The organism is Chryseobacterium soldanellicola, from assembly GCF_900100115.1.
GTDB classification, from domain to species: Bacteria; Bacteroidota; Bacteroidia; order Flavobacteriales; family Weeksellaceae; genus Chryseobacterium; species Chryseobacterium soldanellicola.
In genome coordinates, this window is the sequence record NZ_FNKL01000003.1 from 583,704 (window position 1) to 604,693 (window position 20,990).

Sequence of the window (20,990 nt, forward strand, 5' to 3'; positions counted from 1 at the left end):
TCTTTGTAAAATGAAATCATTGAAAGTCGTTTTTTTAGGGACTCCTGAGTTTGCAAAAACCTCACTGCAAGCCATTCATCAATCCCATCATGAAGTTGTAGGCGTTGTAACAGCTGCCGATAAAGCAAGCGGACGCGGACAAAAAATTAACCAATCTCCTGTAAAAATTTTTGCTGTAGAAAATAATATTCCGGTTTTTCAGCCTGAAAAATTAAGAAATCCAGAATTTTTAGCAGAACTGAGAAAACTGGATGCTGATGTTTTTGTAGTAGTCGCTTTCAGAATGATGCCTAAAGTTCTTTTTGAAATGCCTAAAATGGGCACTTTCAACCTCCACGCTTCGTTACTTCCTGATTACAGAGGTGCTGCACCGATCAATTATGCTGTTATTAACGGAGAAGAAAAATCCGGAGCGACGACATTTTTTATCAACGAAAAAATTGATGAAGGAAATATTTTACTGCAGGAAGAATTGCCTATTTTACCTGGCGAAAACGCAGGAAGTCTTCACGACAGATTAATGGAAATGGGTTCAAAACTGGTTGTAAAAACGCTTGACGGACTGGCAGAAAATTCAATCATAGAAAAGCCTCAACCACACGTTGAACATCCTAAAAATGCTTTTAAAATTTTTAAAGAAGATACCAGAATCGACTGGACGAAAAAATCAAAAGAAGTTCATCAGTTTATCCTGGGAATGTCACCTTATCCTGCCGCTTTTACCACATTAGAAATCGGAGAAGAAGAAAAAGGATTAAAAATATTCGAAGGAAAATTTGAAATTTCAGATCATGGAAAAACTGTCGGAAGTTTAGAAATATCAAAAAATGAATTTAAAATTTATACCCAAGACGGCGAATATTTTCCTTTAGAACTGCAATTAGAAGGAAAGAAAAGAATGAATATCAAAGATTTTCTAAACGGTTTTAGAAATTTTGAAGAAATAAAAATGGCTTGATAAATCAAGCCATTTTTTTGTGAATTGTCAATAGTCAATTAACTTCGTAGTCAATTTTAATATTGTGAAAAATCATTTGCAAAGCAAAAATTGACCATTCACAATTCACATTTTATAATTGCACCATCTCGGTCACCTCAACATCATACCCTCCAACCTGAGGTTTGATATCCGGATTTTGAGTGATTACTTTAAATTTATTAATTCCGAGATTCTTCAAAATCTGGGTTCCTATTCCGTAATCTCTGTAATTGAAGGCGGCTGTAGGATGTTTTTGCTGGCCATCCTGATAATTCAGGAATTGTTGCAATTTTCTCAATGTATTTTCAGAATTGGAAACATTATTGATGAAAATAATAGCTCCTTTTCCTGCTTCATTCACCATGTTTGTCACTTTCTCCAATAAAGGTTTTTCACCGTTATTTAATCTTGTTAAAACATCGAAATAAGAATCAGAAGACTGAACTCTCACTAAAACAGGCTCATCAACCGTCCAAGTTCCTTTTGTTAAAGCAAAGTGGATCTGATCGTTAGAAGTTTCTCTGAATGCAAAAAAGTCAAACTCACCGTAAGCCGTTTTTACTTTTCTTTCTTCCAATCTTTCGATCAAATTTCCTTTTTTAAGCTGATAATGAATCAAATCTTCGATAGAAACAATTTTCATATCGTGTTTCTGAGCAAAAACCTGAAGATCCGGCAAACGGGACATTGAACCGTCTTCATTCATGATTTCGCAGATAACTCCACCTTCTTTCAAGCCTGCCAGATGCGTCAGATCAATTGCCGCTTCTGTGTGTCCTGCTCTTTTTAAAACACCCCCTTTTTTTGCACGAAGCGGAAAAATATGGCCCGGTCTCATGAAATCTGTCGGTTTAGAATTTTCATCCATCAAAGCCAAAATAGTTTTCGCTCTGTCACCCGCAGAAATACCTGTTGATGTACCGTTTCCCAAAAGGTCAACAGACACGGTAAAAGCTGTTTCCTTAGGATCGCTGCTACGGCTTACCATCACATCAAGCCCCAATTCGTCACATCTTTTTTCAGGAAGTGGCATACAGATCAAACCTCTTCCGTGGAAAGCCATAAAATTGATGATTTCCGGTGTTGTCAGCTCTGCAGCACAAAGAAAATCACCTTCATTTTCTCTGTCTTCATCATCTACTACTATGATTATTTTACCATTTTTAAGGTCTTCAATAGCCTCTGGAATAGTATTTAATTTAATATCAGACATTTTTACTTTTTAAATTTTTGCAAAGATACTCATAAAAATAAGCATCTGCCAATTAATATAAACGGTTTGTTAAGCTTTAAATAACGAGTCTTTTGCTTTTCGGATGATCTCGTATGATTGCAGTCTTTTCTGATGATCGTAAATATGCGAATTAATAATTAATTCATCAACATTGAATTTTTCCTGAAAATTTTTAAGCTTTTCTTCAATTTCTGATTGATCTCCGATAAAAGTATAGCGTAATTTCTGTAAAACCATTGATTTTTCCATGGGAGACCAAATATCGTCCATATCATCAACCGGTGGAGAAAAAGGTTTTCTGTCGTTTCTTACAATATTGATAAATGCCTGAAATAAAGTTGTTGAAAGCTTGTGCGCTTCTTCAGTAGTCTCCGCAGCAACTCCATTAACGCAAGCCATAATATAAGGTTGAGCCAAATATTTAGAAGGTTCAAAATGTTCTCTGTAAATATTGAAAGCCATTTCCATTTGTTCAGGCGCAAAATGCCCTGCGAAAGCATACGGAAGACCAAGTTCTGCCGCTAACCACGCGCTGTCGGTACTCGAGCCCAAAATATACAGCGGAATATCCAATCCTTCTCCGGGAATAGCGCGAACCAATGCATTTGAGTTTTCTTTGGAGAAATATTTTTGCAATTCTAAGATTTGTCTGGGAAATTGTTCGTTGATGATCGCAGGGTTTCTTCCCAAAGCCTGAGCCGTCAAACCATCTGTTCCGGGAGCTCTTCCCAACCCAAGATCAATTCTTCCGGGAAAAAGTGATTCTAATGTACCGAACTGTTCGGCAATAACAAGCGAACTGTGATTTGGAAGCATAATTCCTCCCGATCCTACTCTTATTTTCTTTGTTCCATTGGCGATAAAACCGATCAGAACTGAGGTTGCAGAGCTGGCAATGCTTTCCATATTGTGATGTTCGGCGAGCCAGAATCTTTTATAATCAAGATTTTCAGTGTGATTTGCTAAAGACAGACTGTCCTGATAACTATCATGAATGCTTTTCCCCTGCTTTACCGGAGCAAGATCCAAAACAGATATTTCAAAATTTTTCATATCGAGATATTTACTTTTTTAAAGGTGATATGGAATCTCCTTTGTCGATTTCATATTTTAAATTTTAGGTTTAAAAACCGTACAAATTTAAAGTTTATAAATTGCATTAGTTACTTTTTGTAATTGATAGGATTTATTATGTAGTTCAGTAAAAAGCTATGGGAAATTTCAGGCTTTATTACTATTTTTTGTAGTTGGATTTTATTAATACTGCAGAATAATTTTATACCATGAAATCAATAATTCAATTGAAAAAATTTTATCTGCTAATTATTGCATTCCTTTTGATAAGCTGCAACTTCAATCAGTTTTACAAAGATCGCGAAACCGATAAAGTAGACGGTGAAAAAATTCCTCAGAAATTTTACTGGGAACTTCAATATGGAACCAATCAGGATGATATTTACAAATTGTTTGGTGAAAAATTTTTCACAGTTACCAGTAAAGAAAAGCTTGGAGAACTTTTAGATGTCACTAATAAAATCGGCCCGGTTCAGGAATATACTCTTTCAAAATGGGAAACATTGGTTGTAAAAGGAACCAATCCGAAAAGTGAATACCTCTTCACTTATGATGTAAAAAGAGGTACCGCAAAGACACAGGAAACATTTACTATGGAAAAAGATAAAAGCGGCTTTATAAAAATTGTCGGATACCACGTTAATCAGGATATGTTGAATAAATAGAAAAAAGGCTTTAGTTATTAAAGCCTTTTATTTTATTTTGTCTTTTCCTTCTTAAAATTAAAATGATTAATTAAAATCCTGATTTCATTAAACTCGAAATTGCTCGGCAACGCATTTTTCCAGTCTGTAAGCGTTTCATGCGGCGTTTTGTGGAAAATATCTTCAAAAGCTTTGATCTTGTCCGAAGTAATCACTCTTGAAATATCCAATAAGCCCTGTTCTGCAAATTTTGCCAAATGACCGATCACAGTTTCTTTTACCAAACCTCTTTCCATAGCAATTTCGGAGATTGTTTTTCCTTGCTCAAATAATTGAAAAGTAAGAACCTGAGAAGGAACTTTTGCAATTTTCATGCTGATTTCCTTATCATTTTTCTCATCCAGAAGCTTGGTTTCAAGCAAATGAATTTCCTTTAAACTATTCAGATATTCTTCAATATCTTCCAGCCAGACTCTAAAATCTTCGTTGTATTGTTTTAAGCCTTTTGTGCCTTTTATTTCAGCATAAAAATCTTTCAACGGACTGAAAACCTTATCTCTAATCTCAGTAAAAAAGAAATTAACCGCACCTTTTGTTTTGTTTTCAATCTCAGACCATTCTTCTTTCTGATCAATGAAATTATTAACCTTTTGAAAGATAACTCTTTCTAATTTTCCGAAAATTGTACCAAGATTTACGATCTCGGGCTTCAATTGATTATATAGTTGTTTCGTTTTTAAATGATCAATGCTTTTTGTAACAATGGAAAGATTATTCCAGTCTTCAATTTCTTTTAAAAGCCACTGACAATCAACAGTACGAAGAACTTTCTTGATGCTGTAATCGTATTTTTCCTGATTTAAAATCGATTCGACATGATCATTTGCGAAAGTTGCCCCCTGAAACTGCAAAATTCTGTTATCTTTAAAAATAACTTCAGGCGTAATTTTAGACTTTAAAACAATTCCTTCCAATGTTCGGCAACGCGACAGTGCCACATAAACCTGACCAGCCGTAAAGCTTTTCCCGGCGTCAATAATCACATTATCAAATGTTAAGCCCTGACTTTTATGAATCGTAACCGCCCAGGCCAGTTTTATCGGAAACTGCTCAAAGCTTCCCAATACCTCTTCTTTGATATTTTTTTCGGTGTCAAGGAAATATTTTTTTTGCTCCCAAACCTCACGTTTTACTGTAATTTCCCTTTCGCTGCCGTCGAGGATTACTTTAATTTCGTTTTCATCTAAAGCAGAAATCTGTCCTAATTTTCCATTAAAATATTTTTTTTCGCCGGAAATATCATTTCGGATAAACATGACCTGAGCTCCGAGCTTCAGTTCTAAAAACTGCTCATTCGGAAACTGGTTTTCTTTAAATTCACCAAAAAGCTTGGCTTCATAGATTGACGGACTTACCTTTATTTCAGCCAACTTTTCCTGATTGATATCGTCTGCCATCTTGTTGTGAGAGCAGAGATAAACGTAAGAATCCTCGCCTGCATTAAAGTCCGGATCATATCTTTCATTCAGGTGTTCAAAATCAATATTGGCAATATCTCCGTCGCGGATGGCATTTAAAATTTCTAAAAATTCGGGGTCAGACTGTCGGTAAACCTTCGTTAATTCAATCGTAATTAATGGAATATCTTTGATCGCATGGCTGTCAAAAAAAAACGGTGAATTATAATACATTTTTAAAATGTGCTCATCTCTCACCACCGGCGGCAACTGATACAAATCGCCGATAAATAACATCTGAACACCCCCAAAACGCTGATTATTTCTTCTGATAAACCGCAAAGAAAAATCCATCATATCCAAAACATCGGCCCTCAGCATGGAAACCTCATCAATGATAATAACTTCCACTTCGCGAAGAAGCTTAAGCTTGTCTTTACGATATTTAAAATGGGGCATCAGGTCGGCAATATTATTCGCCAAACTGGTGTCTATACGTTCTGTAGTCGGTAAAAAAGTCCTTAAAGGCAACCCAAACATTGAGTGAATGGTAACTCCTCCCGCATTGATCGCCGCAATTCCCGTGGGCGCAACTACAATGTGTTTTTTTCTGGTTTTTTTTACAAATTCATTAAGGAAAGTTGTTTTTCCCGTCCCTGCTTTTCCTGTGAGGAAAACACTTCTGTTCGTATGCTCTATTAAGTCAAAAAAATGATTGTTCATCGTTGTCAAAATTACGGAAAATGATTTTGATTTTTTTATCTTGGCACAACTTTTGAGAAATTAGGAGTGAAGAAAAATTTATTTATGAAAAAATTAATCAAATATGTTTTGGTTTTAGCGATATTTCCATTTTTTGCCGTAATGTCATGTAAGGCGAAAATTGATAATGCTAATTTACCTAAAGATATTGCTGAAAGACCCGCTGATGAAAACAGCCAAAAATACGATCAGGCTCAATTGGATAAATTAAAAGCTGAAATTGATGCCGAAATCTCTAAAGAAAAATGCACCGATGCTACCACAAACGAATGGAAACCCGCTCCAATGGGTTCTAAATCTTGTGGCGGACCAAAATATTATGTAGCCTATCCTGCAAAACTGGAAGCTGCCATTCTGCCGAAAATTGAAAGTTACAATGCGAAAGAAGCAGAATTTAACAAAAAATACAGCATTACATCTGACTGTTCAGTCATTGGTGAGCCTGTAGGAATCAGATGTATAAACGGAAAAGCGGAAGTTGTTTATCCTGTTGAATAATACACAAACCCCAACTCAGGAGTTTTTCGCTAAGGATTAAAAAAAGCATTGTCAAAATTGACAATGCTTTTTTGTGAATTATTAATGTGAATTGTGAATTTTCTTTGAAGTCAATTAACTTCGTTGTCAATTTTAGCACTGGAAAAAATTCACTTGCGAAGCAAATTGACAATGCTTTTTTGTGAATTATTAAAAATGTGAATTGTGAATTTTCTTTGAAGTCAATTCACTTCGTTGTCAATTTAGCACTGGAAAAAATTCACTTGCGAAGCAAGTTGACAATGCTTTTTTGTGAATTATTAAAAATGTGAATTGTGAATTTTCTTTGAAGTCAATTAACTTCGTTGTCAATTTAGCACTGGAAAAAATTCACTTGCGAAGCAAATTGACCATTCACAATTGACGTTCAAATTTAATGTTTCACATCTTCTTTATACCAGGAAGAATATTTTACGTAATTATCAGCAATTCTGTTAACTTCACCTTCCAGTAACTGAGAATTGATATCTTTAATTTTTCTTGCCGGAACCCCGCCCCAAACTTCACCGGATTTGATATGCGTTCCCTGCGTAACCACCGAACCGGCGCCGACAATAGAGTTTTCCTCAACCAGGCAATCATCCATTACAATAGAACCCATCCCGATCAAAACATTATCCTGAATCCTGCATCCGTGAACAATCGCATTGTGGCCAATGGAAACATTATTTCCTATAATCAATGGATATTTTTCATAAGTACAGTGCAGCATCACATTATCCTGAACATTTACTTTATCGCCCATTTTAATGTAATTTACATCTCCCCTGATCACTGCATTATACCAAATGCTGCAGTCTCTTCCCATTACAACATCTCCGATAATGGTAGCTGTTTCAGCCAAAAAAGTATTTTCCCCGATTTGTGGTGTTTTGCCTAAAAGTTCTTTTATAAGTGCCATATTGTTAATTTGAAAATTTGAAAAATGAGCCGATTTAAAAATTAAATTTCCACTTCACGATTTTTAAATGATGCCGATAGCAAAAATCTAACTTCTAACTTCTGACTTCTAACTTCTAATTGCGTATTTTTGTATCTCAAATTTAACGAAAAAATGCATACTATACTTATAGAACCAACCGAAAACCCAAAAGTGATGAAATTTGTAGCAGATTACAACTTGATTCCCGGGTCTTTGGAACTGGACAGAGATTCTGATATTTCAGAAATTCCTTTGGCACAGGAACTTTTCAATTATCCTTTTATTGAAAGAATTTTCATCACGGCTAATTTTGTGGCGGTTGCAAAACAAGATACCATGGAATGGGAACATGTAGCGGAAAGCCTGAAAAATGTAATAGAAGACGAATTATTGGCCAATCCAAGAGTTTATCTTCAAAAGAAAAAGGAAATGTACCAGATTTATGCAGAGATGACTCCGAATCCGGCTGTGATGAAGTTCGTTTCCAGTAAAATGCTGATGGATGGATTCGTAGAAGTAAAATCAAGAGACGAAGCAGAAGGCGTTCCTTTGGCTCAGGCTATTTTCAAGGAATTTGATTTTGCGAAGGAAGTTTTTATTTCTGATAATTTCGTGGCGGTAACAAGAGATAATTCTGTAGAATGGCATCAGGTGATGATGGCAGTTCGCGGATTGATCGCCGAATATCTTCAAAACGGAGGTGAAATTTCAAATATTCAAGCTCAAACCCATGAAAATCCTGTAGAAAAAATCATCAATAGAGATTATACGGATGACGAACAGAAAATTTCTGATATATTAAATGAATACGTTGCTCCTGCCGTAGAAAATGACGGTGGAAAAATCTCTTTAATGGAATACGTTCAGGAAAGCAAAACAGCAAGAATGTTGCTACAAGGTGCTTGTTCGGGATGCCCGAGCTCTACTGCTACATTAAAGAACGGCATCGAAAATATCTTGAAACAATTCGTACCCGATTTAGTGGAAAGAGTGGAAGCTGTAAACGGATAATCAATTACATATGAGAATATTCCTTTTTTTAATTTGTTTCAGTGTAACTATAATTTCTTGTAAAAAAGAAGCTCAGTTAAATGACGGCATTCATGATGATCTGGTAGAAACCAAATTATCAAAAGACAGCCTTCAGAAAATGGACGTGATTTTAGATAAATTAAACAAGAAAAACACAACGTTTCTTGATTACTACTTCCACAATTATTATGAGCTTGAAAAAGAAATCAATGATGAAATAAGAAAATCAAAAGGAGAAGATTTTATTTATCAAAATGAAAACGATGCGTATTCTCAATTATTCACAAAATTAGCGATTCAAAAAGGTGATCAGTATCTGAAATCTTTAGGTATGACCGAAGAGGAAGAACATCTGGCGCTGGAAGTTTATATTTTACATTTAAAACAGAAATATGGTCCGACTATTGATGGACGACTGCAAAGTTTAGACAAATAATGAAAGGAATTCTATTAGTAAACCTGGGATCACCAAGATCTACGGCCGTAAGCGATGTAAAGGAATATCTTGACGAATTCCTGATGGATGAAAAGGTCATCGATTACCGATGGATTTTCCGCGCTTTGTTGGTTCGTGGAATTATTTTAAATACAAGACCTGCAAAATCCGCAGAAGCGTATAAAACGGTTTGGACAGAACAAGGTTCGCCCTTAATCGTTATTACTGAAAAAATTCAGAAAAAGCTTCAGAAATTAGTTGACGTTCCGGTAGAAATCGGAATGAGATATGCCCAGCCAAGCATTGAAGCAGGAATTCAGAAACTGGTCGATAAAGGCGTTTCTGAGATCGTTCTTTTCCCATTGTACCCGCAATATGCGATGAGTACAACGGAAACGGTGATCGAAAAAGCAGAAGAAGTAAGAAAAAAATCTTTCCCGAATGTGAAGATCAATTACATTCAGCCTTTTTACAACAGAGAGATCTATATCGACTGTCTGGCAGAAAGTATCAAGGAAAAACTTCCTGAAAACTTCGACGCTCTGCAGTTTTCATATCACGGAGTTCCGGAAAGGCATATTTATAAAACCGATCCTACAAAAACCTGTAATTTAAACGATTGCTGTTCGCGTGAAAACAATCCCAGTCACCAGTTTTGCTACCGTCACCAGTGTTTTGATGTGACCAATTCTGTCATTAAAAAACTGGGATTACCTAAAGAAAAAGTGATGGTTACGTTTCAGTCAAGGTTAGGAAAAGACAAATGGATGGAGCCTTACACAGACGAAACCTTAGAAAGTATCGGTAAAAAAGGAATAAAAAACTTAGCGATTGTTTGTCCGGCTTTCGTTTCAGATTGTCTGGAAACACTGGAGGAAATTTCGGTTGAAGGTAAGGAGCAGTTCTTGCACGGAGGCGGGGAAAATTTCCATTACATTCCCTGTTTGAATGATGAAGACCGCTGGATCGAAGTCGTGAAAACGCTTTGTGAGGAAAAACTTAATGAATTTTATCTGGTTTAAATATACTAACCTTCGGAAACGGAGGTTATTTTTTTGAGAAAATACAGGTTTGCGTGGTCGTATTTTACGACAATGTAAACCTTTTTCATTTCTCATCATCGGAGCTTCCGAAAAGGTAAACTACATTACATTCTTTCCGTCGGAGTTTCCGATAGTTTACATCAATATTGATTGGCGTTGTCGGGAACTTCGACGGCTTCAACTTATATTTTGGAATGGTTTTTCGCAAAGTTTGTCATCCTAAAGGATCTAAACACGAATTTTTCAGACTACTTTTTCTAATACTACGCTTAGATCTTTTCAGGATGACAAACTTTGTGTTTTTACAAATGTTGAAATAACGACTACAACCCTAGCCCAGATTGCAGCGGCATCCTTTTTGGTTACGGGCGGAGCATAAACTGAAAGTTTACGAACATGGTTCAGGAGCCCGTAACCAAAAAGATATAGCGGAAAGCTGGAAATTGCTCCTTAAAATAAATAAAAATAACAATTCGACGAAGTCAAAAGCTCCAAATAAAATAAAATTTAGACTTACACCCCCTATATTTTACATTTATTATTCAAATAATATTAAATTTTAGCCAAGACCCCCTATTATTTTAAAATAAAATAACAAAATATAAATATTTTTCCTAACTTTACCCTATCAAAAGAACATCATTAACCTTAAAAATTAAAATGATGAATGCAACTGCCGAAATTCTACAACATAAGATTGAAAGTTTTTCTCCCGACCTGCTTGAAACTTTGGCAAAAATGGTCGAGAATTTAGAAATGCAAAATAAATATTCTGTTCCTCAGTTTCAGATTGATGAAGTTTTGTACAGGATTGAGTTTCACAGAGAAAACCCAAAGACAAAACTTGATTTTTACGAAAATGTTTCTGAGCTGGAAAAGAGTTTTGCATGATGAAAGTATTTTTGTCATCGATCGCAAAAAATGATATAAGACTTCTGGTAAGGGTGTTTAACGCCGAAAAAGAAAACAGAGGAATTGTTTTTCTGGAAGATTTAAAAGAATCAATTAACCAGATTGTACAAGATTCGGAAATAGAAAAATCGACAGAAATTGCAATTAATAAAATGAAAAATTTTCCGGTACATATTCATTATATTTTTGAAAATGACGAAAATTTATTCATTACTGCGATTTTTAAACAGCTTAATTAAATGATTAAATAAAGATAGTAAGAACATTTTCAGGACTATTTTATATTCAAAACCTTATAGACTTTTACATCTATAAGGTTTATTTTTTATCTTTTTAAAATTATTTTACAGTTATTTTATTGGCGTTCTGAATTCTCCGTACCCCATTAATCCATCATAGTTTCTGCCAAAAGGCGCATAATACAGAAATCCCTGATAAAGGTTTTCCGTCTGCCAGAAATTCCCGTTGATTTCACCGAAATCAAGCCTTCCGTCACCTCCTTTTGTTGCCAGAACATAGTTGTAGAAACCTTGTTTCAGATATATTTTTGCGACATATTTTTTGGCTGTGTCGTCATATTGCATTTGATTTTCTGAGCTGGGTTTAAAATCATTAAAACCTCCCAAAACATAAATTTCTTTATTCAAAGGCTCAGAATCCAACGAAAAATATACCCAGGAATAATCGGCTTCTCTTTCCGCATCTCTTTCCAGGCCGATGTCATTTCTTCTGTAATACCAGGCTCCGTTGACGTCCGGCTGATATTGATAATTCAGAGGATATGCCCAAACCGGATGCAGGTATGTCTGATTCACGCCATCTTTTAATTCCGTTGCGCGAACCATATCTGCCGCCAGATTCATGTTTTTATCATCAAAATAATAAAATTCGTTATTTCCCGGAAAAGTAAGGTTCATTTGCTGAAAAAGAAGTTTATTTCCTAATGTTGAACTTGGTTTTTGATTTAAAACACTTACATTCCAATTGTTATTCTGAACCACATTCAGCGTCATTGAATTAACGTTGGAAGACAAATCTCCACCTTTGGAAACCGCCTGTACTTCTACCCTTTGATTGACATTCGGATTTCTTGCATCGGCAATTCTTGAAATATTTAATGCAACTACCGCCTGATCTTCCACAACAAAAAATCTTCTTTTAAAAAGTGGCTTTTCGGCAGAATCTTTATAAACGATCAATTCAAAATTTCCCGAGATTTTAGGCTGCATTTTTTCGTTTGGAAACGTTAATTTATAATGTGTATAAGCCTGTAATGTATTGAAAGAATATTGAAATTTATCCAATAAACCGTTCAGGCTTCCATTGGCAAATTCCGTAAAGAAAAGATTGTCGTCTTCCCAGTTTCTGTTGTAATGCTTGATCGTGTATCGGTAGATTTCACTGGAATTGGAGAGATCATCAAAACTCAAAACCAACGTCTGATTAAAGTTAATAACCGGCGTTTCATCATTAGTCTGGGGATTAAATAATTGTATGCTCTGGATCTTTTGTCCAAAAGCAAAACTACATAGACTAAATAAAAATATTTGCAATGTTTTCATTATGACGAAGATAACGAAAAATCGGGATTCATAACAATAAATCTATTTTCTAATCACAGAATTTCATCGGTTAACATACGGAAAAGTCAAATAAACAGATGCTTCGACTGCTTCGCGCTCAGCATGACACTTCTAATACTAACTGTTTTTAATAACGCATTTATAACAATGTCATGCTGAGCGCGAAGCAGTCGAAGCATTAAATATTTAAACTAAAAATAACTTCAATGTTTCAAACAATAACTTTTGTAGTTAAATTTGCCTTAATTAAAAACATTCAGCATATGCTTCAGATTCAAGGTTTCGTATTCAATTTTGCGAGTGAAAACACCTATATTCTTTATAACGAAAATAAAAACGCATGGATAATTGATCCGGGAAATATGCTTGAGCAGGAAACCAAAGCCATCGAAAATTTCATTACAGAAAACGGATTAAAAGTCGAAAAAATCCTTTTGACCCATGCTCATATTGATCATGTTTTGGGCTTGCAATGGGCTTTTGACACATACAAAGTTCCTGTGACAATGCATCAGGATGATAAAGAAGTATTGGATATGCTTCAGGCAAGCGGAATGAGATTCGGATTTAAAATCGATCCTGTGAATGTAGAAATTCAGTACATCAATGAAGGCGACGAACTTGATTTTGACGGAGAAAAATTTAAGGTTTATCATGTTCCGGGACATTCGCCGGGAAGTGTGGTTTATCATAATGACAATCAGAAATTCATGATCTCCGGCGATGTTCTGTTTGAAGGAAGCATCGGTAGGACAGACCTTTATAAAGGAAATCACGAACAATTAATCAACGGAATTAAAAACAAACTTTTTATTCTTGATGATAAAACGCAGGTTTTCTCAGGTCACGGAAATCCTACAAAAATTGGTTTTGAGAAGGAGTATAATCCGTTTTTTAAGTGAGAGAGTTTGAGTGTGGGAGAGTTTTAGAGTTATTGAGAATATTGGAATGCTTCGTGAACATTCGTTCGTAAACTTTCAGTTTATGCTCAGCATGACATCACTACAAATAAGCTGTTAAAATAAACAGTTAGTATTAGGTTGTCATGCTGAGCTTGTCGAAGCATCTCTTAAAAACAAAAACCGTCAGAAAAAATCTGACGGTTTATATTTAACATGAAAAAACTAATTTTTAGAAATCTAACGTAATAGAAGCTCTTACAGCGGCCCCCATAATTGGTCTTGCCATAATAATTCCGTCTCCGGTTGGAGATCCCGCTCTTGGATCACCTTCTGTAATACCGATCGTATTAAAGATATTCGTTCCGTCAACTGCAAATCTGATTTTTCCTAACTGATAAGAAGTTCCTGCGCCGAATTCCGTGAATGAAGGCAATGTCTGTGCATTTTTTTCATCCTGAAAACGTTTTCCGTAATAATTGGCGCTCGCATACACTCTCCATTGTTTTGTAATATTGACTGCAGGTGAAATATTAAAGTAAAACTTAGGCATTCTTCTCACGGTATTATCATCATAATTAAATGTTGACCCGTCTGCATTGTTTCCTGTAAAATCTTTGTATTTCGGATTCTGAATCGTTCCGTTGAACGTGATTTCCAATAAATTATTGAATAATCTTGCATATCCTTCCAATTCTACTCCGAAGTTTGTCGTATTGGCGAATTTATTTTCCGAAGTTCCGTCAGAGAAAACATCCGTAAATGAAAGGTTTTTCAATGTGGAATAAAACGGAATCACAGCAATATCAAAAGTTCTTGAATAATATTTATAACCAACTTCCAACTGATTGGTTGTTACCGGCTTTATCGCTGATAAATTCGTCATATTATTATAATACGCTTCTTCATTTGGAGATCTGAAACCATTAGAAAAACGTGCATAGACCGCATTTTCTGTATTAATTTTATAATTCAAAGCGGTTGTAAAAGAAACTCTGTTCACATCATAATTCCAGTAGGTATATTTATTACCCAAAACCGACATATTGTCATCAGCCGTGGTAGTCAAGAAAGAATGCGTTCCATCCGTCGTCAGCCCTGAATTATTTAAGTTTGAAGTTGTTGTATTTACTCCGTACCCTTTGTAGAAATCACGGCTGTAACGAATTCCTCCATTAAAGCTTAAATTATCTGTAATATTATAATCTAAATTTAAGTAAAGATCATTTAAACTCCCCTGAATTTGCGAATCCCTGATCAGGAAAGACATATCTGTAACACCATTGTAGGTTTTAGAATACCCTGTACTTGCTGGTGTCAATGAAGTATCAACTAAATTTAATAATTCCGGTCTGTCCGAAGCTGTTGTTAAAACATTGCTCCAGTTCCAGTATTGGTGGGATTTCCAGTTGGATTTGTAGAAACCTGCCGTTACATTTCCTTTGTCAAATTTATAATTGAACTGCAAATCATTCACAAAATTATTCATCTGTTTGTCGATCGCCCAGAATCCTAATTTTTGAACGTATTGAGGAGCCATAATCGCACCTGTACTGACAGAAGAATATTGGAAGCTGTTCCCTGCAATTCCTGCACTTTTAGCAAAATCAGCCGCCAATTGCGGTCCGCCAGCCGGGAAAATGCCCGTATAATTCATATTGATATTGGTATATCTTGTTTTGTTTAAAACAGAGAAGTTATTTCCCAAATCATATTTAAATTCTGCCCCCAAAACATCAACTTTAGGATGAATTCCGTCTTCTAAATTTCTGCTGAAAAATCCCCCGCCCGCTTGTGGAATGTTCAACTGGCTGATCGCTCTGTAGCTGTACGTTCCATAATTGGCATCAAAACCGGAAAATTCTTTCAGATCATTTCCATTTTGCACCAAAGGAATCGGAAGATAGAATGTATTTCTGTCATCCAGCTTTTTATAATATACCTTAGCGTAGCCTTTATCGAAAACGTATTTCAGATTCATCCTGATCTGTCCGCCATTATTGGCTTTAAAACCTGTTTTTCTGATTCCGTCATCACTTCTGTAAAAACCACCAACGTTGAAGAACAATTTATCCTGAACCAAAGCGCCACCCAAGTTGACATCAGTACGCATTAAGCCATAGGTACTCGTTTCCAATTTCGCCGTTCCCCTGAAATCATTACTTCCTTCTCTTGTAATAAAGTTGATCAGACCACCCGGAGAATTATTGGCATAAATAGATCCCGAACCTCCTCTCAAAGCTTCCAATCTGTTCACCGAATTATCTACACGGAAGAAATTATCTGCATTCGCAAACTGTAAAGCCCCGTCTTCAAAAACCGGAAGCCCGTCTTCCTGAACCTGTACAAATTCGTACGCTCCCGCAGAAGGAATACCTCTTGCGAAAAGGTTATTTCCTACTTCACCACCGGAAGTTTCAACCGCAAAACCGGGAACTCTCTGCAATAAAGCCGCCGCACTGATCGGGTTTTGCTTCTGAATTTCTTTGGCACTGAACGTAGAAATCGCCGTACTGGATTCTATTTTCTTTTTCGGGTTTGAATTACCCGTAATAACTACCTGCTCGATGGATGCCGACCTCGTGGAATCCTGTGGAGTTGTTTCCTGAGCGTATGCATTATTAAAGTAAAGTGTTGCAATTCCGGCAAGCAAAAAGATTGATTTTTTTTTCATAGCCTTCTTAATTTTTATCGTTAGTTTTAATTTTGTTTTAATTTAAGATACACGCCGTTCGTCCATCCGAAGCCGTCCTGATTAGGATATTCTCCACCTCCGGCAATGGTTTCTGTGTCTAAAGCGTTGTATTTTTCCATCAGTTTTCCGGTATTCCTGTAGACTCTTTCTACATTGGCGCACCAGTTATTTTTAATTTTTTCAGCTAAATCATTGAAACCATAATTTTTCATCGACTGAAAGCCAATCCACTGATAAGGCGCCCAGGCGTTCGGAAGATCCCACTGCTGACCTGTCTTTTTGGTTGTCGTGATCAATCCACCCTGATACAAAAACTTTTCTTCAATGTTTTTCGAAACAGCTTTTGCCTGCTCAGCACTTGCCAGTCCGAGGAATAACGGATAAAGAGCAGCAATATGCTCAGACGCTGTTTGTGTGCTTTTTTCCGTGTGATAATCTTTAAACATCCCTGAATTTTCATCCCAGAAATATTTGTCGATCATCTGTCTTCTGTTTACATCCCTTTCTGAATAATATTTTTCTTTTTCAGATAAATTTTGAAGCGATGAAGATTTCGCAAGTGTTTTTTCCAAATGCCATAAAAGACAATTCAGATCAACCTCAGCCAAATTCAGCGTTTCAATCGTGTGTATATTTTCGCTGTCTGCAAACCATCTGCTGGAAAAATCCCAACCCGATTCGCAGCCGCTTCTTATATTTCTGTAAAATTCTCCGCTTGCATTTTCGCTGTCTTCAATATCAATTAAATAACTTTCAGGACGGGGCTCGTTTTTCGCGTCATAATAGCGGTTTAGAATATCTCCATTGATGGTTTTCACCACTCTTTTCATGCTTGAGCCATTTTCCAGATCTTTTTCACCATTCATCCAGAAAGCATATTCTTTTTCAAGTGTATCGTGATATTTGATGTAAATATTTTCATCTTTTGTGGTTTCAAAAAGCAAATCAAGCATCAACGAAAAATAGGGCGGCTGTGAACGGCTTAAAAAATGAGTCCGGCTCGCATTCGGCACAAATCCGACCGTTTGAATTAAATAAGAACAGTTTTCAATGATATTTTCCATCATTTCCACCCTTCCTGAAACCTGCAAGCCCAACATGATAAAATAGCTGTCCCAATAGAAAAACTCGTTAAAACGACCTCCAGGAACAACATAAGGCTTTGGAAGCTTCAACAGAGTCCCTTTTTCTTCGTAAGCTGTTCTTGTCAGCTCATCCCAAAGTCTTTCGATATGCTCTTCGATGGGTAAATGATCTTCTCTTTGAATCGAAATTTTCGCGCCTAAAAAGTCGAAATTTGACAATACAAAAGCTTTCAAATCAAAACCTTCTGCATTTTTTTCATTTTCATATTTTGCATTAATTTCATCAACAGGAAACAAAGGAACCGCATCCGTCATCGTTTTTTGGTCTTCAAAAATCTGCGATCTCTGAACATTGTCGAATAGCACCTGAATTTCGCTGATATATAGCTGTCTGTTCATCTTTATTTTTTAGGATTTATTTTTAATTTATTCATGATAATGGCCGAAACGATCAACAATGAAAGTGGAATTAATGAAAGGTAAAACGCCTGCTGACCACTGAATTCCTGGAACACAAAACCGGTGATTATTGATCCGATCGTCCCTCCGATTGCTGAGAAAACCACAATTAAACCGGACATTGCACTGTGCAGATATTTCGGGATTGAAGCTAAAATTACAGAGTTGATACTTGGATAAATCGGAGCCAGCAAACCGCCCATTAACGGAAATAAATACACCACGAGCGGCGCGTTGAACCAATTTGTGCCTGTATTAATCTGAATATCATGCGTTAAAGGCAAAACCAGCAGAATACTGACCGCGAAGCCAACCACACAAAAGGAAACCACGTAAATCCAGCTGAATTTTTTCGAAAAAAATCCTGATAAAAATCGTCCTAATGCAAATGCTCCCGCTAAAACCGCTCCCGCCTGAATACTCATCGAGGTCGGAACTTTTAAAATCTCTTTATAAAAAGTTGGTGTCCAGGTCTGGAAACTCTGCTCGACCAACACAAAAAGAAAAGCGCATAATAAAAAGAAAAGCACTTTTTTATAGCTGAATAAGCTTGCACTGTTTCTTAAATCTCCAAGCAAATCTGTTTTCTCAGTTTTCGCTTCGTGCTCATCTAATTTTGAAAAGAATAAGAACAAAAATGACAGTGCTGAAAGGATTCCCAACACCCAATATACATTCAGCCAATGGGTCGATCTGGGATTGTGGTCATCAATAAATAAGCTGAATAAAACATTTCCCATTAATACGCCGATCATGAAAAATCCTTCCAGATAACCCATAAAACTTGAATGCTCTTTATCCGTATTCGTCACCAATCCGATGGAGGTGAAAACTGAAATTTTAATTAAAGCAAAAGAAATCCCGACAATTGTAAATAACAGTTTGAAAAACCAAAATTCATTCGCAAAAGGCATTACAAAACACATACAGCTCACCAGAAACAAAGCAATCAACATTGATTTTTTGATGCCGATTTTCGGTAAAAATGATGCCAGAATAAATGAGCAAATGGCAATCGGAAGATCTTTAAAACCTTCCAGGACGCTTGCAGAAGATTTCGAAATGCCGAAATTCTGCTGCATTTGTAAAATTACCGTTCCTACAGAATTCAAAAGAATTGCAAAAACGAAATAATTTAAAAATAAAACTGCCTTTATGTTGAAATTTTTCATTAAATAATTTCTTGTTGGCTAAGATAGAAGCATTTGAGTTAACAATAATTTAACACAGTAAATGAATATTTGAACTATATTAATATAATTATTATTTTAGTCAACAAAATACGATTAACTGAATGAAAGTTACCTTTGAACGGGTAATCCCCGATGAAAAGAGCTCTTTTCGCACGATTCACAACAATTCTCCCATTTCAGAATTCAAATGGGAATATCATTATCATCCCGAAATTGAGCTTGTGTGCGTCATTTCCGGGAGCGGAACACGCCATGTCGGCTACCATAAAAGCAATTACACGAATGGTGATCTGGTATTGATAGGATCTAATATTCCGCATTCCGGGTTTGGATTGAATTCTATTGATCCACACGAGGAAATTGTGCTGCAGTTTAAAGAAGAAATCCTGCAGTTTCCGCAACAGGAAGTTGAAGCGAGATCGATTAAAAATCTGCTGGAACTTTCAAAATATGGACTTCAATTTCATCCTAAAATTAAAAAAGCGATGCTTCCAAGACTGAAATTACTGCTGGAATCGGAAGGATACAAAAGATATCTGATCTTATTGGAAATTTTGTTTGAACTTTCAAAATGTACCGATTATGAGCTTTTAAACAAAGAAATCATGCCGTACACGATTATTTCAAAAAATAAAACCCGTCTGGAAAATATTTTCACCTACGTTGAGCATCATTACGACAAGGAAATTAATATTGAAGATGTTGCCCAACTGGCCAATCTTACATTGCCTGCTTTCTGTAATTTTTTCAAAAAAGCGACACAGATTACGTTTACAGAATTTGTGAACAGGTATCGCATCAATAAAGCCTGCCTGTTGATGGCACAGGATAAAAGCATCTCAGAATGCAGCTATAGCTGCGGTTTTAACAATGTAACTTATTTTAATAGGATGTTTAAAAAATATACGGAGAAAACGCCTTCGGAATTTATTAAAAACTTTTCGCATAATAAAGTGAATGTGGATTTGAAGGTTGAAGCTAAGGTTAAGGCTCAGTTTTAAAATTAAATCGCTCGTAGATAGCACAGATTTTTTTAACGCAAAGTTTTATTTTTTACACCCTTTTACTCTAAATGAGCAAAGATTGAATCAACAAGTTGATTTGATGAAGCTAGACATACGCTTCGCGAAGCAAATTTATTGCCTTTGCCTTCTCAAAATAAACATACAGCTTTAATTCTTTGCGTTTAAAAATTATACACATCAAGATTAAATATTAGAAAACAAAAAAGCCGTCCCAAAGAACAGCTTATATATTATCAAATTGCAAAGCTATCAATCGGCAACCCGCAACCATCACCCTAAAATTATTTCCATTTAATATTACAACCCATGCTCGGTCTTTGAATTTCTTCCTGCGGCTCGCCCAGCAAAAGGTTTTCAAAAGCGATAATTAAATCTTCACCTGTAACATCCTTATGATTTCCGGGTCTTGAATCATCCATCTGCCCTCTGTAAATAAGGTCTAATTTTTCATCAAAGAAGAAAAAATCAGGTGTACAAGCTGCGTCATAAGCTTTTGCGATGGCCTGGCTTTCATCATATAAATAAGGAAAATCAAATTTCCTTTCAATTTGGAATTCAATCATTTTTTCCGGCGAATCAGCAGGATATTTTTCTACGTCATTCGAGTTTATCGCAATAAATTCTATCCCTCTTTCATTATAATCTTCATATAATTCTTGTAATTTATCTATTACATGAAGAACGAACGGACAATGATTGCACATAAAGATCACCAAGGTGCCTTTTTCTCCTTTCAGATCGTCCAATGACTGAATTTCGTTACTTTTTGATGGGTTGGGGAGCTCAAAAAACGGTGCTTTTGTACCCAATGCTAACATATTTGAGGGAGTATTCATATCTTTTTATTTGTACACAAAGATAAAAATTTCTTTTGGTAATATGATAAGGAACCTTTAGCAGAAAGGGAAGGTTATATATTTAAAAAAATAAATATCTCATAATTGAAATAGACTATTGGACACATAAATTTTTACAATAATTAAAAAATAATCACTCTAAACTCCCATTCTTACGGCATT

General features: G+C 35.8%; 19 protein-coding genes. 10 read left to right on the forward strand and 9 right to left on the reverse strand.

Features of this window, described 5'->3' with window-relative positions; all coding sequences use genetic code 11:
• Nucleotides 1-10 precede the first annotated feature (10 nt).
• Nucleotides 11-958, forward strand: coding sequence for a methionyl-tRNA formyltransferase (gene fmt, locus BLT04_RS12225; RefSeq protein ID WP_089756082.1), 948 nt, complete (start codon nt 11-13; stop codon nt 956-958).
• Nucleotides 959-1,070: 112 nt separating this feature from the next.
• On the opposite strand, the gene ribB is transcribed toward fmt, so the two are convergent.
• A complete protein-coding gene (gene ribB, locus BLT04_RS12230; RefSeq protein ID WP_089756083.1) occupies nt 1,071-2,192 on the reverse strand; it encodes a 3,4-dihydroxy-2-butanone-4-phosphate synthase in 1,122 nt (373 codons plus the stop codon).
• Between the two features lie 69 nt (nt 2,193-2,261).
• The gene (locus BLT04_RS12235; protein WP_089756084.1) at nt 2,262-3,266 is read right to left on the reverse strand and encodes an LLM class flavin-dependent oxidoreductase; all 1,005 of its coding nucleotides are present in this window, start codon (nt 3,264-3,266) and stop codon (nt 2,262-2,264) included.
• Between the two features lie 230 nt (nt 3,267-3,496).
• Here BLT04_RS12235 and BLT04_RS12240 point away from each other — a divergent pair, with 230 nt between their 5' ends.
• Nucleotides 3,497-3,952 carry a hypothetical protein gene (locus tag BLT04_RS12240; RefSeq protein WP_089756085.1) on the forward strand — a complete coding sequence of 152 codons (456 nt, stop codon included), beginning with the start codon at nt 3,497-3,499 and terminating at the stop codon, nt 3,950-3,952.
• Between the two features lie 32 nt (nt 3,953-3,984).
• Here the strand turns inward: BLT04_RS12240 and BLT04_RS12245 are convergent, their stop codons facing one another.
• Nucleotides 3,985-6,111: a helix-turn-helix domain-containing protein gene (locus BLT04_RS12245; RefSeq protein WP_089756086.1), complete on the reverse strand. Its 2,127-nt coding sequence runs from the start codon at nt 6,109-6,111 to the stop codon at nt 3,985-3,987.
• A gap of 84 nt (nt 6,112-6,195) precedes the next feature.
• Between BLT04_RS12245 and BLT04_RS12250 the strand changes: the two genes are divergently transcribed.
• A complete protein-coding gene (locus tag BLT04_RS12250) occupies nt 6,196-6,648 on the forward strand; it encodes a hypothetical protein (RefSeq protein ID WP_089756087.1) in 453 nt (150 codons plus the stop codon).
• Nucleotides 6,649-7,060: 412 nt separating this feature from the next.
• Here BLT04_RS12250 and BLT04_RS12255 read toward each other — a convergent pair whose 3' ends face one another.
• Nucleotides 7,061-7,588 carry a gamma carbonic anhydrase family protein gene (locus tag BLT04_RS12255; RefSeq protein ID WP_089756088.1) on the reverse strand — a complete coding sequence of 176 codons (528 nt, stop codon included), beginning with the start codon at nt 7,586-7,588 and terminating at the stop codon, nt 7,061-7,063.
• Between the two features lie 153 nt (nt 7,589-7,741).
• On the opposite strand from BLT04_RS12255, the gene BLT04_RS12260 reads away from it, so the two are divergent.
• The 5 genes from BLT04_RS12260 (at nt 7,742) to BLT04_RS12285 (ending at nt 11,271) form a co-directional block, all read left to right on the forward strand.
• Nucleotides 7,742-8,620, forward strand: a complete 879-nt coding sequence (locus tag BLT04_RS12260; protein WP_089756089.1) for a NifU family protein — start codon at nt 7,742-7,744, stop codon at nt 8,618-8,620.
• 10 nt (nt 8,621-8,630) lie between these two features.
• Entirely contained in the window at nt 8,631-9,077 is a 447-nt protein-coding gene (locus tag BLT04_RS12265) for a hypothetical protein (RefSeq protein ID WP_089756090.1), read from the forward strand.
• The gene (hemH, locus tag BLT04_RS12270) at nt 9,077-10,099 is read left to right on the forward strand and encodes a ferrochelatase (RefSeq protein WP_089756091.1); all 1,023 of its coding nucleotides are present in this window, start codon (nt 9,077-9,079) and stop codon (nt 10,097-10,099) included. Before BLT04_RS12265 ends, hemH begins: the two co-directional genes overlap by 1 nt.
• A 681-nt stretch (nt 10,100-10,780) precedes the next feature.
• The gene (locus BLT04_RS12280; protein ID WP_139166242.1) at nt 10,781-11,011 is read left to right on the forward strand and encodes a hypothetical protein; all 231 of its coding nucleotides are present in this window, start codon (nt 10,781-10,783) and stop codon (nt 11,009-11,011) included.
• Entirely contained in the window at nt 11,008-11,271 is a 264-nt protein-coding gene (locus BLT04_RS12285; protein WP_139166243.1) for a hypothetical protein, read from the forward strand. Before BLT04_RS12280 ends, BLT04_RS12285 begins: the two co-directional genes overlap by 4 nt.
• A gap of 111 nt (nt 11,272-11,382) precedes the next feature.
• Here the strand turns inward: BLT04_RS12285 and BLT04_RS12290 are convergent, their stop codons facing one another.
• Nucleotides 11,383-12,594: a type IX secretion system plug protein gene (locus tag BLT04_RS12290; protein WP_089756095.1), complete on the reverse strand. Its 1,212-nt coding sequence runs from the start codon at nt 12,592-12,594 to the stop codon at nt 11,383-11,385.
• A gap of 284 nt (nt 12,595-12,878) precedes the next feature.
• On the opposite strand from BLT04_RS12290, the gene BLT04_RS12295 reads away from it, so the two are divergent.
• On the forward strand, nt 12,879-13,517 hold the full coding sequence (locus BLT04_RS12295) for an MBL fold metallo-hydrolase (protein ID WP_089756430.1): 639 nt from the start codon (nt 12,879-12,881) through the stop codon (nt 13,515-13,517).
• Nucleotides 13,518-13,746: 229 nt separating this feature from the next.
• Here BLT04_RS12295 and BLT04_RS12300 read toward each other — a convergent pair whose 3' ends face one another.
• Genes BLT04_RS12300 through BLT04_RS12310 form a run of 3 tightly spaced genes read right to left on the reverse strand, consistent with a single transcriptional unit; the run spans nt 13,747 to nt 18,925 of the window.
• Nucleotides 13,747-16,188, reverse strand: coding sequence for a TonB-dependent receptor (locus BLT04_RS12300; RefSeq protein ID WP_089756096.1), 2,442 nt, complete (start codon nt 16,186-16,188; stop codon nt 13,747-13,749).
• A gap of 26 nt (nt 16,189-16,214) precedes the next feature.
• Nucleotides 16,215-17,693 (reverse strand): trehalase family glycosidase, encoded by a 1,479-nt coding sequence (locus BLT04_RS12305; RefSeq protein ID WP_089756097.1) that lies wholly within the window; start codon nt 17,691-17,693, stop codon nt 16,215-16,217.
• Between the two features lie 2 nt (nt 17,694-17,695).
• The gene (locus BLT04_RS12310; RefSeq protein WP_089756098.1) at nt 17,696-18,925 is read right to left on the reverse strand and encodes an MFS transporter; all 1,230 of its coding nucleotides are present in this window, start codon (nt 18,923-18,925) and stop codon (nt 17,696-17,698) included.
• 122 nt (nt 18,926-19,047) lie between these two features.
• On the opposite strand from BLT04_RS12310, the gene BLT04_RS12315 reads away from it, so the two are divergent.
• Complete coding sequence (locus tag BLT04_RS12315; protein ID WP_089756099.1) at nt 19,048-19,947, forward strand: AraC family transcriptional regulator; 900 nt, start codon at nt 19,048-19,050, stop codon at nt 19,945-19,947.
• Between the two features lie 305 nt (nt 19,948-20,252).
• Here the strand turns inward: BLT04_RS12315 and BLT04_RS12320 are convergent, their stop codons facing one another.
• Nucleotides 20,253-20,807 carry a thioredoxin family protein gene (locus BLT04_RS12320; RefSeq protein ID WP_089756100.1) on the reverse strand — a complete coding sequence of 185 codons (555 nt, stop codon included), beginning with the start codon at nt 20,805-20,807 and terminating at the stop codon, nt 20,253-20,255.
• Nucleotides 20,808-20,990: the final 183 nt, after the last annotated feature.